At 50.6% G+C, this 14,276-nt stretch carries 11 protein-coding genes; all 11 read left to right on the forward strand.

The annotated features are described in order from the left end of the window. The first annotated feature begins 5 nt into the window (after positions 1-5). The 11 genes from P1U47_RS10715 (at position 6) to dnaE (ending at position 14,228) form a co-directional block, all read left to right on the forward strand. Positions 6-842, forward strand: a complete 837-nt coding sequence (locus P1U47_RS10715; protein WP_301028867.1) for a phosphatidate cytidylyltransferase — start codon at positions 6-8, stop codon at positions 840-842. Continuing rightward, a complete protein-coding gene (gene ispC / locus P1U47_RS10720; RefSeq protein ID WP_301028868.1) occupies positions 842-2,020 on the forward strand; it encodes a 1-deoxy-D-xylulose-5-phosphate reductoisomerase in 1,179 nt (392 codons plus the stop codon). Before P1U47_RS10715 ends, ispC begins: the two co-directional genes overlap by 1 nt. Positions 2,021-2,090: 70 nt before the next feature. Continuing rightward, entirely contained in the window at positions 2,091-3,449 is a 1,359-nt protein-coding gene (gene rseP / locus P1U47_RS10725) for an RIP metalloprotease RseP (RefSeq protein WP_301028869.1), read from the forward strand. Positions 3,450-3,539: 90 nt separating this feature from the next. Beyond that, a complete protein-coding gene (bamA, locus tag P1U47_RS10730; RefSeq protein WP_301028870.1) occupies positions 3,540-6,128 on the forward strand; it encodes an outer membrane protein assembly factor BamA in 2,589 nt (862 codons plus the stop codon). A gap of 31 nt (positions 6,129-6,159) precedes the next feature. Continuing rightward, the gene (locus P1U47_RS10735) at positions 6,160-6,669 is read left to right on the forward strand and encodes an OmpH family outer membrane protein (protein WP_301028872.1); all 510 of its coding nucleotides are present in this window, start codon (positions 6,160-6,162) and stop codon (positions 6,667-6,669) included. Next, complete coding sequence (gene lpxD, locus P1U47_RS10740; protein WP_301028873.1) at positions 6,669-7,712, forward strand: UDP-3-O-(3-hydroxymyristoyl)glucosamine N-acyltransferase; 1,044 nt, start codon at positions 6,669-6,671, stop codon at positions 7,710-7,712. The genes P1U47_RS10735 and lpxD overlap by 1 nt, the downstream gene beginning before the upstream one ends. 3 nt (positions 7,713-7,715) lie before the next feature. Beyond that, positions 7,716-8,159: a 3-hydroxyacyl-ACP dehydratase FabZ gene (gene fabZ, locus P1U47_RS10745; RefSeq protein ID WP_301028874.1), complete on the forward strand. Its 444-nt coding sequence runs from the start codon at positions 7,716-7,718 to the stop codon at positions 8,157-8,159. A gap of 2 nt (positions 8,160-8,161) precedes the next feature. After that, entirely contained in the window at positions 8,162-8,959 is a 798-nt protein-coding gene (gene lpxA / locus P1U47_RS10750; RefSeq protein ID WP_301028875.1) for an acyl-ACP--UDP-N-acetylglucosamine O-acyltransferase, read from the forward strand. A 34-nt stretch (positions 8,960-8,993) separates the two neighbouring features. Continuing rightward, entirely contained in the window at positions 8,994-10,145 is a 1,152-nt protein-coding gene (gene lpxB, locus P1U47_RS10755) for a lipid-A-disaccharide synthase (protein WP_301028876.1), read from the forward strand. Beyond that, positions 10,138-10,749 carry a ribonuclease HII gene (gene rnhB, locus P1U47_RS10760; RefSeq protein ID WP_301028878.1) on the forward strand — a complete coding sequence of 204 codons (612 nt, stop codon included), beginning with the start codon at positions 10,138-10,140 and terminating at the stop codon, positions 10,747-10,749. The genes lpxB and rnhB overlap by 8 nt, the downstream gene beginning before the upstream one ends. After that, positions 10,749-14,228 (forward strand): DNA polymerase III subunit alpha, encoded by a 3,480-nt coding sequence (gene dnaE, locus P1U47_RS10765; RefSeq protein WP_301029026.1) that lies wholly within the window; start codon positions 10,749-10,751, stop codon positions 14,226-14,228. Before rnhB ends, dnaE begins: the two co-directional genes overlap by 1 nt. Positions 14,229-14,276: the final 48 nt, after the last annotated feature.

Consider the following 14,276-nt stretch of genomic DNA (forward strand, 5'->3'; position numbering starts at 1 on the left):
AATTTATGCTGAAGCAGCGGGTCATCACTGCGGTGGTGATTGTTTTAGTGCTATTTACGGCATTGGCCTACTTGTCGATGCCGGCCTTGTCTGCGGTATTTGCGCTAGTTGTGCTAATGGCGGCGTGGGAGTGGGCCAATCTCAGTGGTTTTGCCAGTCGTGTCGGTCGCAGTGTGTATGTTGCTTGCTGCGCACTAGTCATCGCACTGGCGGGGCAGCAGACGGCCATTTTTACCGAGCTGAATTTTGTTGTGCTGCGCGAAATACTTGTGGCCGCCTGTGTGTGGTGGGCAATTGCCCTGTTGTGGGTTAAAGCCTACCCCCTAAGTGCTGGTTTGTGGGGCTCGCAAGCAATGCGCAGCGTGCTGGGTTTGCTGGTGCTGGTGCCCGCTTGGCTGGCGCTGAGCTATTTGCGCAGCTTAAGCGGTGGTGTTTATCTTATTTTGGTGGTTATTGGTTTGGTTGTGGCCGCAGATGTTGGCGCGTATTTTAGCGGCCGCGCATTTGGTAAGGCTAAGCTAGCGCCTGCAGTGAGCCCTGGAAAATCGTGGGCGGGATTTTGGGGCGGTTTGTTTAGCAGTGTATCGCTAATGGCTGGGCTGTGGTTGGTTTGGCCGGGCGGCATGCCGGTCGGATTAGTGCCAATGCTGTGCCTTGCGGTCGTCACCGCGCTGGCTTCCGTGTTAGGGGATTTGCTGGAAAGCATGGTTAAACGCCATCGCGGCATTAAAGATAGCGGTAATTTATTGCCGGGTCACGGTGGTATTATGGATCGTATCGACAGCATTACTGCCGCCGCGCCGGTATTTGCCCTTGGTTTAATCGTAATAGGGTGGGTGTAATGCAGTCGGTCACCGTATTAGGGTCTACAGGGTCTATTGGGCTAAGCACGCTTGACGTGCTCGGCCGCCATCGTGATCTTTATTCTGTCTACGCGTTAACCGCGAATACGAGTGTGGATGAACTCTACGCTCAGGTTATTGAGTTTGCCCCGCGGTATGCAGTTTTGCGGGACGAGAGCTTGGCCCAAGAATTTGCTCAACGCCTTCGTGCAGCGGGCAGTAAAACCGAGGTGCAATGCGGCGAAACGGGCTTGTGTGAGGTTGCCGCCGCCGCGGATATTACCATGGCGGCCATTGTTGGCTCGGCGGGCTTGCTGCCAACTCTGGCAGCGGTAGAGGCCGGTAAGAAGGTGTTGCTGGCCAACAAAGAATCGCTGGTCATGGCTGGGCGCTTATTTATGGACGCGGTGGCACGGAGTGGCGCCACCTTATTACCGATCGACAGCGAGCATAACGCGATATTTCAGTGTCTCCCCATTGCGTGTGACGCGGGTATAAAGGCGCAGGGTGTGCAGCGCATTTTGCTCACCGGTTCCGGCGGCCCATTCCGTTCGACGCCACTTGCTGAGCTTGCCACGGTTACTCCAGATCAGGCTTGTGCCCACCCCAATTGGTCGATGGGGCGCAAAATTTCGGTTGATTCAGCAACCATGATGAACAAGGGGCTTGAGTTAATTGAGGCCTGTTGGTTGTTTCATACCGATCCCGCCAGTATTGATATTATTATTCATCCGCAGAGTGTTATTCACTCTATGGTGGAATACGTTGATGGCTCGGTGCTCGCGCAGCTGGGTAATCCCGATATGCGCACACCAATTGCTCATGCTTTGGCGTGGCCAGAGCGAATTCGGTCTGGGGTGTCGAGCTTAGACATTATTAGCCAGGCGCGTTTAGATTTTGAAGCGCCAGACGACGTGCGTTTTCCCTGCTTGCGTCTCGCAAGAGAGGCGGCGATTCGAGGTGGTACCGCGCCGGCAGTGCTAAATGCCGCGAATGAAGTCGCAGTTGCGGCCTTTTTGGAGGGCGACCTCGCGTTTGCTAGTATTGCTACGCTCATCGCTGAGGTGATGGCCGAGCACGTAGTTGTTGAACCGCAGTCGCTGGCCGATGTCCAACATGCCGATGCTTCTGCGAGGGCCTTGGCCGAAGCGATTATTGCTGGTAAAACATTGGTTTAAGTTCGAATAAAAATGTTAAGTGACCTAGTTTTAGGTTTGCTTTAGGGCTCAATTACAAGGAACGACAGGCGTGCTGGATATTTTGCAAACTATTGTTGTGACCATTGCGACCTTGGCGATATTGGTTGCTGTTCACGAATTTGGCCACTTTTGGGTGGCTCGGCGCTGCGGCGTCAAAGTTTTGCGTTTCTCAGTGGGCTTCGGTCGACCTCTCTTAAAATGGACTGACCGCAGCGGCACAGAATACGTGGTGGCCGGCATTCCCTTGGGCGGCTATGTAAAGATGCTGGACGAGCGCGAGGCGCCCGTGCCAGAAGAACTACAAAGCCAAGCGTTTAATCGCGCTTCGCCAAAATCACGAATCGCTATTGCGGCAGCTGGTCCGGTGGCTAATCTCATTCTGGCTGTGTTCGTATACTGGCTGATATTTTTAAATGGGGTTAGCGGCGTTGCGCCGATCGTTGCCGAGGTTGAAGCCGGCTCGCTGGCTGCTCGCGCGGGGATTGTGGCGGGCCAAGAGTTTATTGCCGTTGATGGCAAGGCCACACCAACTTGGGAAGCGCTGCAGATGCAGCTGCTTGAACGAATCGGTGAAGACGGCGATATTCATTTTTCTCTCAAATACCCCGATTCCGATTTGGTATACCAAAGCTCCGTAGCATTGAACGCTTGGATGCAAGATGTCGATGAGCCAAATCCCGTACGGGAATTGGGTGTCACCTTATATATGCCTACGCTGCTAGCTAAACTCGACCAAATCGTCCCTGATAGCCCAGCGGAGCGCGCTGGCATGCAAACCGGTGATGTGGTGTTGCGTATTGATGGCAATGAGGTCAGTACGTGGAATGAATGGGTTGAGTTTGTTCGCGGCATCCCTGAGCAAACCGTTAACGTTGTTGTGGACCGCGCTGGTCAGCAGTGCGAATTACAGATTACTCCCGAACGCAAACTGGACGAGGCCAATAACGCCTACGGTTACGTAGGGGTGAGCGTGGCCATGCCAGAATGGCCGAAAGAGATGCTGCGTAACGTCCAATATGGCGTGTTTGGCGCTGCAACAGCTGCTGTCGATAAAACGTGGCAGATGAGCGTTTTTACATTGACATCTATTAAAAAGATGCTGACCGGCTTGTTATCACCGAAAAACTTGAGTGGACCGATAACCATTGCTAAAGTGGCGAGCTCCTCAGTGCAGTACGGCTTCTTTTCTTGGCTGACGTTTTTGGCGCTATTGAGTGTTAGTCTTGCCGTACTGAACTTACTGCCAATTCCTGTGTTAGACGGTGGGCATATTGTTTATGCCATTGTGGAGTGGTTAACCGGTAAGCCAGTAGCAGAGCAAGTGCAAGTCTGGGCGAACCAGCTGGGCTTGGTGTTGGTAGTTTTTGTCATGATATTTGCTTTATATAACGATGTGTTGCGGCTGTAATTTACTGCCTTCGCGATGCTTTTTGTCTTACATATTGGCGCTGTTGGTTTTGTTTTGGCAGCCGCCCCGAGCCTTGGTTTTTAGCTGTTGATGAAACGCTTTTTAGCACTTAGTCTTTTTCTGTGGTCGGCGAGCTTTTTCGCCTCGGCCCAAGATTCACTCGCCGTGTCGGATATTCGCGTAGAAGGTTTACAGCGCATATCGTCGGAAACTGTGTTTTCGGCACTGCCCATTAGCGTTGGCGATCGCCTAGATCCCCGCGCTTTGGCCAATGCCTCACGAGCATTGTTTAATACCGGTAATTTTGACGACATTCAAATCGGTATTGATGGCGACGTGTTGGTGGTGCGGGTGGTCGAACGCCCAGCAATCAGCGCAATCAATCTCGAGGGTAATAAGGCTCTTGCGACTGAAGCGCTGATGGACGGCTTAAAAAATGCCGGCCTTGCCGAGGGACAGGTCTTTAAACGCTCTACCCTTGAAACCATGGGTATGGAGTTAACACGGCAATACGTATCCCAAGGCCGATACGACGCCAGCATCGAAACCGATGTGGTGGCCGAACCCCGCAACCGAGTTTCGATCAGTATTAATATCGATGAAGGCAGCAATGCGACCATCGAACATATTAATATTGTTGGCAACACTATTTACGACGACGATACCTTGCTCGATTTATTCGAATTGAAAACCGGTGGTTGGTTGTCGTTCTTTAGTAGCAGCAATAAATACTCCCGCGAAAAATTAAAAGGTGACCTCGAAAAGCTCAATTCTTATTACCTCGACCGCGGCTATTTATTATTCAATGCCGATTCGGTTCAGGTCGCTATTAGCCCCAACCGCAAGTCAGTTTACATTACGGTCAATGTGGAAGAAGGCGAGAAATACACGGTCAGTGGCGCAGAATTGTCCGGTGATCTGGTGTTGCCAGAAGATGATTTGTCGCGTTTTGTCTTAGTTAAAGAAGGACAGGTTTTCTCCCAAGCATTGGTAACAAGTACTGAAGAGTTTTTAACCAAGCGTTTAGGCAATGAAGGCTATAACTTTGCCAAGGTTCGAGGCATTCCCGAACGTGACGAAGATGCGAAGACCGTTGCCCTAAAATTCTTTATTGACCCAGGTAAGCGTACCTACGTGCGCCGTATCGGCTTTGAGGGCAATTCGCGGACTTCTGATGAAGTGCTGCGCCGCGAGATGCGTCAGTTTGAAGGTGCACCTGCATCGGCAGATAAAATAGAATTGTCGCGGGTGCGACTGGAGCGTTTGGGTTATTTTAAAGAAGCGAAGGTTGACACCCTCGAAGTACCCGGTACCGATGATTTAATCGATTTGCATTATCAAGTTGAAGAGCAGAGTTCCGGTAGCCTTGGCGCCAGCGTTGGTTTCTCTCAAGACAGTGGCTTAATGTTAAGTGCCAATATTCAACAAAATAACTTTTTTGGTACCGGTCAGCAGGTTGGCTTTGGCGTGTCGCGCAGTGATTTCGCTACCAGCGCCAGCTTTAACTATATGGATCCGTACTTTACTGAAGACGGCGTGAGTCGCGGTTTTTCGGTGTACTACCGGACCACCGATTACGAAGAAATAAACGTTGCCAGCTATACCACAGACACCTATGGCAGCAGTGTAAATTTTGGCTACCCCATTTCTGAAACCGAGCGTTTGGGCTTTGATTTAGGTGTTAACCGCACGTCGATAACGGCGGGTGTGAGCGCGGTAAAAGAAATTAAAACCAGTCCACGCATATTTGACGCCGTTGATAATTACTTTGTTAGTACAAGGGATATCACTACCGGTAAATACACTGTTGCAGAAGTGTTGGAAAACATCAGCCAGCTTGATCCCAGCGCTTTGACGCCTGTAGAGGAAGAGGGGTTTTTGGATAAGTACGGCGATGAGTTTGATAACTTTACTGCGGGTATGTCGTGGCGGCAGTCCACCCTAAACCGTGGCTTGCTGGCAACCCGTGGCGCGTCGCAATCCTTGTCGGTAGAGGTTGCTGTGCCGGGCTCAGATTTGGAATACTTTAAGCTGGGTTATGAAGGCCAGCTCTATGTACCATTAAGTAGCAGCTTCACTTTACGCTTCCGTACCCAACTGGGTTATGGCGATGGCTACGGCAATATAGAGAGCCTGCCGTTCTACGAGAACTTCTATGCCGGTGGTTTTGGGTCGGTGCGCGGCTATAAGAGCAACACCTTGGGACCGCGCAGTTCAACCGCAGACGTATACCGCATTAGTCAAGCGGCTACCGCGATTGATGCTGACGGCAATGCGCGGGCTTTATCGGCGCAGGGTGCTTATGTTTTAGATCCGGCAACGGGACTACTTGTGGTTGATAGTGCCACTTCATATAATCGCGACCCTGATCCCTTTGGTGGTAACGTATTGGTAGAAGGTAGTATTGAATTGTTGTTCCCGCTGCCCTTTGTGAAGGATCAGCGTTCGGTGCGCAGTGGCTTCTTCTTTGATGCGGGCAATGTGTTCAGTACCAGCTGTAGCTCTAGTCAGCTTAACTGTACTACGCCTGGGGCTTCTGATTTGCGTTACTCAGCGGGGATTGGCGCAACATGGATCACCGGTTTTGGTCCCCTGACCTTTAGTTTAGGCCGAGCACTGAATCCAGAAAAAATTGACGATACTGAAATCTTTCAGTTCTCATTGGGTCGTAGTTTCTAATTAATAGCAAAATAACGAATAGGAGTTTTTCATGAAGTTTTATAAGGTAGTTGCCGTTGCTGTAATGGCTCTTTGGGCTTGCGGTGCTGTTGCCGAAGGACGGATTGCGGTATTTGATGTTGAAGCTGCGGTGCTCAATACCGATATGGCTAAAAAGCGTTTAACAGCCATGCGCAATCAGGCTGAATACAAAAAAAATGTCGCTGAGCTAGAAAGCTTAAAGAAAAATTACGATAAGATTGTTGAACAGTTCCAAAAAGATTTTGACATTCTTAGTGCTGAACAACGTCAAACGACAAAGAACAAAATCGACGCAGCGCGGGCTGATGGCGAGCATTTGGCACGTAAAATCGAAGGTGCAAACCAGCAAGAAGCGCAGTCGATTCTTCAGGAACTAGGGCCAAAATTGCAGCAGATTCTGCCTCAGCTAGTAAAAGACGAAAATATTGGTTTGCTGTTGCCGCGCAAATCGGTACTTCATGCCGATAGCAGCTACGATATTACTGCTAAAGTGGCGGATAAGTTGAATCAAGCCAAGTAATGTCTGGGCAAAAAACATTCAGCTTAGCTGAGCTTGCGAAGGCCCTAGAACTTGAGTTTCAGGGCGATGGGGAGACGCGATTGATTGGCATTGCGCCACTCGCCACCGCAAATGCTGGTTATCTTAGTTTTTTGTCGAATATCAAGTTTAAGACTGCGCTGCAGACCAGCTCTGCCAGCGCAGTTATTCTCCACCCTGAATTGGCCGCAAGCTATACTGGTAATTGTTTAACAAGTGTTAATCCCTACCTCAGTTACGCGCAGGCCAGTGCCTTATTTGATCCAATGGAAAAGCCTCGCGCCGGCGTGCATCCCAGTGCTGTAGTGGTTGCAGAAGACGTCGATGACTCCGTTGCTATTGGTGCTAGCTGCGTTATTGAACAGGGTGCACAGATTGGCGCTGGCACAGTGATTGGTCCTGGTACTGTGGTTGGTGCTAACTCGCGAATAGGTAAAAACTGTTTTATTCATGCCAATGTGTCGATATACCACGGTGTGAGCATTGCAGATGATGTAATCATACATTCAGGTGTAGTGATTGGCGGCGACGGTTTTGGCTTTGCACCTGGCGCAAGTGGTTGGCAAAAAGTTCACCAACTTGGCGGGGTTCGTATTGGCAGTCGGGTTGAAATCGGTGCCAATTCTTGTATTGACCGTGGCGCCCTCGATGACACGATAATTGGCGACGATGTAATTTGCGATGACTACACTATGATCGCGCATAATGTGGTGATAGGCGATGGCACTGCAATGGCGGCGGCCTGCCAGATTGCAGGTAGTACCGTGATCGGGAAAGCTTGCACCTTCGCAGGAAATGTTGGTGTTGTTGGCCATATTACGATTGCCAATAGGGTACATATCACCGCTAGAACAATGATTACCAAATCGATTTTAAAACCAGGCTCTTATTCCAGCGGCACCGGAATGATGGAAACTGGCTTGTGGCGGAAAAACGCCGCGCGCTTTGCGAAACTCGACGAATTGTATCGTCGGGTTATCTCCCTAGAAAAGCAGTTAAAAATTCAAGAGAAGGACGAAGGCTGAGCCATGGTAATGGACATTAATGAAATCAAAGAGTATCTGCCGCAACGCTACCCATTTTTATTGGTTGATCGGGTGCTTGAGTTAAATTTGGGTGAGTCAATTGTTGCCTTGAAAAATGTTACAGGTAATGAAAATCACTTCAATGGGCATTTCCCTGAATTGCCTATTATGCCTGGGGTATTAATTATCGAGGCGATGGCGCAGGCGGCAGGTATTTTGGGTTTTAAAACTCTGAATAAAAAGCCTGCTGAGGGTTCAATTTATATGTTTGCCGGTGTAGATAAGGCGCGCTTTAAACGTCAGGTGGTACCTGGCGATCAATTGATCCTCAAGGCTCAGTACGTGTCTGATAAAAGCGGTCTGTGGAAGTTTGAGTGCCAAGCCTTTGTTGATGATAAATTAGCCGCTTCTGCAACGATATTGTGTATCGATCGGAAGAGTAAGTAATTGTGACTGAAAATATTCACTCAACTGCGATTATTGACCCGCGTGCGATTATAGATCCCAGTGCGGTGATCGGCGCTGGGGTGATTATTGGACCGTGGACCATGGTTGGTGCCGATGTTGTAATTGGCGATGGCTGCGAGATTCGCTCCCATGTAGTGCTCATGGGGCCGACCACAATTGGTAAAAATAATCGCATTTTCCAGTTTTCAACCGTTGGCGACGACACCCCAGACCTTAAGTACAAAGGTGAAAAAACCGAATTAATTATCGGTGACGACAATGTGATTCGCGAGGGTGTAACAATTCATCGCGGCACTATTCAAGATCGTGGCAAAACGATTATCGGCAATAAAAATTTACTGATGGCTTATGTCCACGTTGGTCATGATTCAGTGATTGGCGATAACTGTATTCTGGTTAACAATGCCTCACTGGCTGGTCATGTGGTGGTGGGTGATTGGGCGATATTGAGCGGCTATACCCTTGTGCATCAATTTTGCTTTATAGGCGCCCACAGCTTTGCTGGTTTTGGCTGTGGCATTAGTAAAGATGTACCCGCTTACGTCACCGTGAGTGGCACGCCTGCTGAAGCGAAAACGATTAACAGTGAAGGCCTTAAACGCCGCGGATTTAGCGCCGAGAGTATCGCGGCAATTCGCCGAGCCTACAAAATTATTTATCGTCAAAATAATACGGTGGAAGAAGCGTTAACGGCACTGGCGCCGTTGATAGCGGAGTTTCCAGACGTACAATTATTGGCAGATTCTCTGACACAATCTCAGCGCGGCATTGTGCGTTAAATCGCGCCTTTCGGCCGCGTAAAATGGCAATTCTATGACTGCATTACGAATCGGTATTATCGCCGGAGAAGCCTCCGGCGATATTTTAGGCGCTGATTTAATCCGCGCAATCAAATTGCGTTACCCCCATGCCGAGTTCGAAGGTGTTGGCGGCCCACTCATGATGGAGCAAGGTTGTCGCAGTCTTTGTGACATGGATCGGCTGTCGGTTATGGGTATTGTAGAGCCCCTGAAGCGCCTGCCAGAATTACTGCGCTTGCGTCGCTTACTTAAATCCCATTTTTTATGCTGGCAGCCCGCGATCGTCATTGGTGTTGACTCACCGGATTTCACCCTAAACATTGAACGCTATGTGCGCGAGCGCGGCATTAAAACCGTGCATTATGTAAGTCCCTCGGTGTGGGCTTGGCGGCAGGGCAGGGTGAAGGGCATCGCCAAGGCAGTGGACCATATGCTGACCTTATTTCCGTTTGAAGCACGCTTTTATCAGGAGCACGGGGTGCCCGTAACCTGTGTTGGGCATCCTTTGGCCGACCAAATACCGATGGATGATCAGCGCGCTACTGCCCGCGCCGAACTCGACGTTGAAGACGGTCATCCGGTGCTGGCTATCTTACCGGGAAGTCGCGGCGGGGAAGTTGCGCAATTAATTAAGCCGTTTCTCGATACCGCCCAGTGGCTGCGCCGCGCTCAGCCCAATATAGAATTTTTAATTCCTGCAGCCAATGCCGAGCGCAAAATGCAAATTTTGCAGGCTGTTGCGGCGTTCTCTAACGACCTGCCGGTGCGTGTGGTCAGCGGTCAGTCGCGCACAGTGATGGCGGCGGCTGATGTGGTGTTGATGGCATCGGGTACCACCAGCCTTGAAGCGCTGCTTCTGCAGCGGCCGATGGTGGTGGCCTACCGATTTGGTAAATGGTCCTTTAAATTACTTTCGCGCTTAGTGAAAACACCGTTCTTTTCGCTGCCAAATTTGCTGGCCCAGCGCGCCTTAGTGCCTGAGGTGTTGCAGGACGAAGTGTGCGCTGAGGTGATGGGGCCTCTGTTATTAGAACAGCTTAACAATGCCAATCACCGCGAAACCTTGATTAATGAATTTCAGAACATTCATCGCCAGTTAGCGCAGGGCGCAAGCGAGCGCGCCGCAGATGTGGTGCTTGCTTGCGTGGGAGTGAATAATGTCTGAAATTGATGATTTATTTGCAGAATTTGATGTGCCGGTTCTCACCGCTGGGGTGGATGAAGTCGGGCGCGGGCCATTGTGCGGCGACGTGGTAACGGCCGCTGTGATTCTCGATCCTGCTAAGCCCATTGCTGGTTTAAAGGATTCCAAAAAACTCACCGAGAAGCGCCGCGAGGCGCTGTTTGTAGAAATTCAGGAAAAAGCGCTGAGTTATTGCATTGCTAGAGCTTCGGTAGCTGAAATAGACGAGATCAATATTTTACAGGCGAGCCTATTGGCTATGCATCGCGCGGTAGCGGGTTTATCGATTCAGCCAGAATATGTTTTGGTTGATGGCAATAAAGTGCCGAAATGGCCTTATCGCGCCGAGGCAGTGGTTAAGGGCGACAGCCGCGTGCCAGCTATTGCCGCAGCGTCAATCCTCGCTAAAGTAACACGGGATCGAGAAATGGTCGCGCTGGATAGCCAATACCCAGGTTATGGTATTGCCGGTCACAAAGGGTATCCCACCAAGGCGCATATGGAAGCCCTGCAGCGCTTGGGTGTAACGCCAATTCACCGCCGCAGCTATGCTCCAGTGCGGGCTGCGCTCGAGGCTGAACAATGATGAACGACAGTTTTGTTCACCTGCGGGTGCACTCCGAATATTCGCTGGTTGATGGTCTCACTCGCGTAAAGGGGCTTACCAAACGGGTGGCTGAGCTGGGCATGCCCGCGGTGGCGCTCACTGATTTAAATAATTTTTACGCGCTTATTAAATTTCAAAAGTCAGCGATGGGCGCGGGAATAAAGCCTATTTTTGGCTGTGATTTACTGATGCGTGACGACGATGACCCAGATCAAACTTCGGTCATTTGTCTTTTGGTGCAAAATGAAAAAGGCTATCGCAATCTTACCGAACTGATATCCCGTGCCTACCAAGATGGCCAGTACTTAGGTAAAGCTTACGCCTATCGCAGTTGGATCGAACAGGCCAGTGAAGGCTTAATTGCTTTGTCGGGTGGACGCGAGGGTGATGTTGGTCAGGCGCTACTCAGTGGTAAGGCCGAAAATGCCCAGCGTAGTTTGTCGCGTTGGTTAACCGTATTTCCAGATCGTTTTTATCTGGAATTGCAGCGCACGGGTCGTCAAAACGAAGACGATTATCTTCATGCCGCCATTGAATTGGCCGAGCGCAATGACTGCCCAGTGGTTGCCACCAATGATGTGCGCTTCCTCGATGCCGATGAATTTGAAGCTCACGATGCGCGGGTTTGTATCCGTGATGGTCGGGTGCTAGACGACCCGCGCCGGCCGCGTAATTACAGTGATCAGCAATTCTTGCGCAGCCCCGAGGAAATGGCAGAGCTGTTTGCCGACATTCCCGAGGCGCTGCAAAACAGTGTGGAAATTGCCAAACGCTGCAACCTCACTATTAAGTTGGGGACCTATTATTTGCCGGAGTATCCGATTCCGGAAGGGCAGACCCAAGAAACATTTTTTCGTCAGCTCTGTCATGAAGGCCTAGATGCGCGCTTAGACTTTTTATTCGACCGCAACTCGCCAGATTTTGAAGCGTATCAAACCGAATATCGTGAGCGCCTAGAATTTGAACTCAATGTTATTTTGCAGATGGGTTTTCCTGGTTACTTCTTGATCGTAATGGACTTTATTCAGTGGGCCAAGGATCACGATATTCCTGTTGGCCCCGGTCGAGGCTCAGGTGCCGGTTCGCTGGTTGCCTATGCGCTTAAAATTACCGACCTTGATCCCATACAGTACGATTTGCTGTTCGAGCGATTCTTGAATCCCGAGCGGGTATCCATGCCCGACTTTGACGTCGACTTTTGTATGGAAGGTCGAGATCGGGTTATTAATTACGTGGCCGACAATTATGGTCGCGACGCGGTAAGCCAGATTATTACTTTTGGCACCATGGCGGCCAAGGCGGTAGTGCGCGACGTGGCGCGAGTGCAGGGCAAGGCCTATGGTCTGGCCGATAAGCTGTCGAAAATGATTCCCTTTGAAGTGGGTATCACCCTTGCGAAAGCCTATGAGCAGGAAGAAGTACTGCGCGAGTTTTTAGCGGCAGATGAGCAAGCCCAAGAAATTTGGGATATGGCCACCCAGTTAGAGGGCGTGGTGCGCGGCGTGGGCAAACACGCAGGGGGTGTGGTTATCGCCCCCTCTAAACTGACCGATTTTGCGCCGCTGTACTGCGACGACGCCGGCGGCGGACTGGTTACGCAGTTTGATAAAAGTGATGTTGAAGAAGCGGGCTTGGTTAAGTTTGACTTCTTGGGTCTGCGTACCCTCACCATCATTCACTGGGCATTGAAAATTGTAAATGCGCAGCGCGCCAAACTCGGTGAAGAAGCCCTCGATATTATGTCGATTCCGCTCCAGGATCGGCCAACCTTTGAGATGCTAAAGCGCGCCGAAACCACCGCGGTATTCCAGTTGGAATCTCGCGGTATGAAGGATTTGATCAAACGCCTGTTGCCCGACTGCTTCGAAGATATTATCGCACTGGTGGCCTTGTTCCGGCCTGGTCCACTGCAGTCTGGGATGGTTGATGACTTTATCAACCGAAAGCACGGCCGCGCTGAGCTGGCTTATCCGCATCCCCAGTATCAGCACGAATGTTTAAAACCGGTTCTTGAGCCAACTTACGGCATTATTCTGTATCAGGAGCAGGTAATGCAGATCGCCCAGGTGATGGGTGGTGTTAGCTTGGGTGGCGCCGATCTATTGCGGCGGGCAATGGGTAAGAAAAACGCCGCAGAAATGGATAAGCAGCGGAGCTTGTTTCAGAACGGTGCGGTAGAAAAAGGCTTCTCTGAAGAGCTGGCCTCGAATATTTTCGATTTGATGGAAAAATTCGCTGGCTACGGTTTTAACAAATCCCACTCCGCCGCTTACGCCTTGGTTTCCTACCAAACCGCTTGGCTAAAAATGCATTACCCCGCGCCGTTTATGGCGGCGGTAATGAGCTCGGAATTGGACAATACCGACAAGATCGTTATCTTCATTGAAGAATGTCGGGAAATGAAACTGGACTACAAGTTGCCTTCGGTAAACGAAGGCGAGTATATGTTCACCGTTAATGATCGTGGCCAGATTGTGTATGGCTTGGGCGCCATTAAGGGTTTGGGTGAAGGCCCCGTAGAAAATATTATTGCCGCGCGCAACAGCGGTGGCCCCTTTAAAAACCTCTTTGAATTTTGCGATCGCACCGATCCGCGTAAAGTGAATAAAAGGGCTATTGAGGCGCTTATCCGCTCTGGCGCCTTTGATGATCTTGGCGAAGACCGTGCGGTGCTGATGGCGGCCATGCCAGATGCCGTGCAGGCTGCGGAGCAGTCGGCAAAAAATGCCGAAAGCGGCATGATGGATTTGTTTGGCGGCAGCCTCGCCGTTGAAGATGAGGATGTCTATGCGAACTTCAAGGACGTAAGGCGCTGGACCACCAAAGAGCGTTTACTTGGCGAGAAAGAAACCCTAGGCCTCTATGTTACCGGTCACCCCATAGACGATTACGAAGTCGAATTACGTCGCTTTGTGCCCAAGAAAATTGTCGATCTCAATCCCGAGAAACATCCCCAGACCATTGCCGGTTTGGTGATGAGTATGCGCACTATGAAAAACAAACGCGGCGACACCATGGCTTTTGTTTTGCTTGATGACCGCAGTGCGCGGATTGAAGTGGCGTTATTTAGTGATGCCTACGATTCATGCCGTGAAAAGCTGATAAAAGACACCGTGATTGTGGTAGAAGGGGTGTGCAGCAATGACGAGTATAGCGGCGGCAAAAAAATGCGGGTCAAAGCCGTGCGCAGTATTGCTGAAGCGCGGGACCAGCACGCGCGGGAATTGCAGGTATCGGTGTCGGCGGAGCACGTTGACGATGAGGCGATAGCGCGCTTGAAAGGCGCCATATCTATCGCTAAGGGCGGCCGTTGTCCGGTGGTGATTAATTATCAGCGCGCGGAAGGGCGGGGTCAGATTCGTCTTGGTGACAATTGGCGGATTCTGCCAAATGATGAATTATTACTGCGATTAAGCGAAGAGTGTGGCGCAAATAACGTGGTCATCAATTATGATTAACGTATAATCGCTCCATGAATAGGTCTATTCATCTGCTAGTGATGTAGG

It is taken from the genome of Zhongshania sp. (assembly GCF_029212375.1).
Classification (GTDB): domain Bacteria; phylum Pseudomonadota; class Gammaproteobacteria; order Pseudomonadales; family Spongiibacteraceae; genus Spongiibacter.